At 66.4% G+C, this 3,048-nt stretch carries 6 protein-coding genes; 2 read left to right on the top strand and 4 right to left on the bottom strand.

Annotated features, from left to right (window positions below; genetic code table 11):
* Nucleotides 1–100 precede the first annotated feature (100 nt).
* Together AKL29_RS14340 and AKL29_RS14335 are read left to right on the top strand one after the other, a co-directional pair.
* The gene (locus AKL29_RS14340; protein ID WP_028335903.1) at nucleotides 101–565 is read left to right on the top strand and encodes an Rrf2 family transcriptional regulator; all 465 of its coding nucleotides are present in this window, start codon (nucleotides 101–103) and stop codon (nucleotides 563–565) included.
* A complete protein-coding gene (locus AKL29_RS14335; RefSeq protein ID WP_038377722.1) occupies nucleotides 552–1,370 on the top strand; it encodes a class I SAM-dependent methyltransferase in 819 nt (272 codons plus the stop codon). The genes AKL29_RS14340 and AKL29_RS14335 overlap by 14 nt, the downstream gene beginning before the upstream one ends.
* Nucleotides 1,371–1,410: 40 nt before the next feature.
* Here the strand turns inward: AKL29_RS14335 and AKL29_RS43325 are convergent, their stop codons facing one another.
* The 4 genes from AKL29_RS43325 to AKL29_RS14320 all read right to left on the bottom strand — a co-directional run bounded on the left by AKL29_RS43325 (nucleotide 1,411) and on the right by AKL29_RS14320 (nucleotide 2,894).
* Nucleotides 1,411–1,581, bottom strand: coding sequence for a hypothetical protein (locus AKL29_RS43325; protein ID WP_167350395.1), 171 nt, complete (start codon nucleotides 1,579–1,581; stop codon nucleotides 1,411–1,413).
* A gap of 50 nt (nucleotides 1,582–1,631) precedes the next feature.
* Entirely contained in the window at nucleotides 1,632–2,051 is a 420-nt protein-coding gene (gene mscL, locus AKL29_RS14330; protein ID WP_028335905.1) for a large conductance mechanosensitive channel protein MscL, read from the bottom strand.
* Between the two features lie 78 nt (nucleotides 2,052–2,129).
* Nucleotides 2,130–2,414 (bottom strand): hypothetical protein, encoded by a 285-nt coding sequence (locus AKL29_RS14325; protein ID WP_050384648.1) that lies wholly within the window; start codon nucleotides 2,412–2,414, stop codon nucleotides 2,130–2,132.
* A 75-nt stretch (nucleotides 2,415–2,489) separates the two neighbouring features.
* Nucleotides 2,490–2,894, bottom strand: coding sequence for a DUF3597 domain-containing protein (locus AKL29_RS14320; protein WP_050384647.1), 405 nt, complete (start codon nucleotides 2,892–2,894; stop codon nucleotides 2,490–2,492).
* Between the last annotated feature and the right edge of the window lie 154 nt (nucleotides 2,895–3,048).

Raw genomic sequence — 3,048 nt, 5'->3', positions numbered from 1 at the left:
AAAGCGACCTCCCCTTTTCAAGGGGAGGCGACCACGAGCAATGATGCGCCCGCCATCGCCGCTCTTGACGTTTGCCGCATCATGTAACATATGCGGTTACATGATCCGCGATAGCCGCCTGTCCAGCGTCCTGCATGGCCTGCTCCACATGATCGGGGCCGGCGAGCCGGTGACGTCGGAGCAACTTGCACGGGCGATGGCCACCAACCCGGTGGTGGTGCGCCGTGTGATGGCGGGGCTGCGCGAGCAGGGTCTGGTGCATTCGGAGAAGGGCCATGGCGGCGGCTGGACCCTGGCGCGCGATCCCGCCGCCATCACGCTCGCGAACATCTACCGCGCGGTCGGCGCGCCGACGATCGTTGCGATGGGCCATCGCTCGGAAAATCCCGGCTGCCTGGTCGAACAGGCCGTCAACGACGCGCTCGGAGACACGTTTCGCGAGGTCGAGGCGCTGTTCCTGAAGCGGCTCGGCGCGGTGACGCTCGAAGCGCTCGCGAGGGATTTCAAGCGCCGGCTCGCCAAACACAAGCAAAGTCTCGAGGACCAGATTCATGCAGTCAAGTGAGCAGGCGAAACCTCTGCCGTACAACGATCCCGCGCATTGGGACAAAATGGTCGCCGCCTATGAGGCACAGTCGCAGCCGTTCACGACATTGTTCGCCGACGCTGCGGTCGCAACGCTTCCGATCGACCCGTCATCCAGGGTGATCGACGTCGCCACCGGCACGGGCGCCGCGGCGCTGGCCGCCGCCCGCACCGGAGCCGAGGTCACCGCGATCGATTTCTCCGCCGGCATGGTGGCGCGGGTCCGGGCGCATGGTGTGGCGAATATCGAGGCGCGACAGATGGACGGCCAGGCGCTCGATCTGCCGGATGCCGCGTTCGACGCGGCAGTGTCGGTGTTCGGCGTGATGCTGTTTCCGGACTGGCGCGCCGGCCTCTGCGAGATGGCGCGTGTGACGCGACCGGGCGGATCGGCGGCGATTGCGGTCTGGAAAAGCGCCGATGGCGCCGCCGTGCATCTCTTGCTCTCGCAGATCATCCGGCGGCTCTATCCCGACAAGGTCACGCCGATGCCGTGCACGGGCCTCGCCGAGCTCGCCGACCCCGGCCGCCTCGCCGCTGCGCTCATCGCCGCCGGCTTCTCCGATCCGGCGATTGCCGAGATCACCCACGACTTCAAACTCAATGTCGCCAATCCCGCCGACGTCGACAAATTGTTCGAGTTCATGCCGCATTGGAGCGGGCTCGATGCAGACCAGAGCGCCGCAGTCGCGCGCGCCTTCCGTGCCGAGATCGAGCGCAGGCGGGTCGGCGACAGCTTCGCGATTCCGTCGACCGCGCTGATCGCGACGGCCCGGCGGGCTTGACCGAAACAGCCGCGATCCGGCCATGCGAGGTCATGGCCGCCTAGCGCTTGTCGTCCTCCGGCTTTTCTTCATCATCGCTCGGCGGCTGCAGGCCGGGACTGTTGGCCCAGCGATCGAGCTCCTCGATGACCCGCCGGTGGCTCGGCCGTAGCGGCTCTACACCACCGGGCTCTTGTGACAATTTTCGGGGCAGCTTGACCTGATCTGGCATGGTGAGGCTCCAGAGCTGGGGGCTGTACGCAGTGGCATTCGCAGCGATTGCTACGCGCGCGACTTGAGGAGATCGCGGATCTCGGTGAGCAGCTCCTGATCCTTGGTCGGCTTCGGCGGCTCGGCCGGCGCCGCGGGCGCTTCGCGCTTGAGCTGGTTCATGAGGCGGACCACGATGAACAGCACGAAGGCGACGATCAGGAAGTTGAGCGTCAGGGTCAGGAAGTTGCCCCAGGCCAGCACCGCTCCCTGCTTCTTGGCATCGGCCAGGTTGGTCGCTGTCACCGACTTCGACAGCGCGGTGAAATAATTGGAGAAGTCGAGCCCGCCGCTGACCGCACCGATGATCGGCATGATGATATCGGCCACCATCGACGAGACGATCGCGCCGAATGCCGCGCCGATGATCACGCCGACGGCGAGATCGACGACGTTGCCCTTCATGGCGAATTCCCTGAATTCCTTCAGCATGTGATCTCCTGTTTTCCAAATCAATGCGGTGGCACGGCGCGGCGACTGGATCGCCGGCCGCTCCAAAGGGGCGAAGGATTATTTGCGATCGGCCGGCTTCGCGGGTGCCGCGACCGGCTGCGCAGGCGCGGCCTGCTGCCATGGCGCCGGCAGGATGACCCGGGCCGGCGGCGGGTTCTGCGCGGCGCGCTGCACATTCGCATTTTCCGGCCGCGGTTCGTCGCCGGAATTATCCGCGTGGGCGATGGCGACATGGATGCCGAGCGCCAGCGCGACGAATCCGAGTGCCGCGCCGACCAATGCGGCGGACCGCACCGCACCAGCGCGCGGCCTGTTCAGGATGGCAGGATGAGATGAGGTCATCGCAACTGCTCCTCACGCAATACACATCGTTCGGAGCCGCGCGGGCGCGAGCGCCGCGCGGCTCGAGGCGGCTCGTCAGGTCTTGATGTCGTCCGGCAGCTTGCCGCCATTGGCGGCGAGCTTGGCCATCACCTGCTGATGCAGCCAGACATTCATCGTGGCGGTGTTGCTGGTGTCGCCGGCGTAGTGCAGCTCCTTCGCGAGCTCCTTGCGCGCCGCAAGGCTGCTGTCGAGACCGAGCGCCTTCATCAGGTCGACGATCGAGCTGCGCCAGTCGAGCTTCTCGCCGGTCGCCGCAGCGGCCTTGTCGACGATCCCGGCGACGTCGACGGTTTGTGCCGCCGCCGTGCCGGGCGCGGCGGATGCAGAAGTCGACGCCGATGGCGCTGCGCCGGGCGCGGCCGTCGTCGTGCTCTCAGCGGTTTTGGCCTGGGCGCCGTGGCCGAAGATTGCACCCATGATGCTTCCAAAAATGCTCATGATCTCTCGCTCCGTGCGCCCGAGACACCGCTCGTCCCGTGGCTTTTTCCAGTGACGGGGCGGACGATAGGCAGGCCATTGGCCGAGCGGAAGATGACCATCGTCACTATCGGAGTGTGGGACGGCGTGGTGCTGTCGGCGAGGAAAGCGTGCG

The sequence above is a fragment of the Bradyrhizobium pachyrhizi genome (assembly GCF_001189245.1).
Classification (GTDB): domain Bacteria; phylum Pseudomonadota; class Alphaproteobacteria; order Rhizobiales; family Xanthobacteraceae; genus Bradyrhizobium; species Bradyrhizobium pachyrhizi.
The sequence above is the reverse complement of the archived record's forward strand: the minus strand, read 5'-3'. Positions and strand labels throughout refer to the sequence as shown.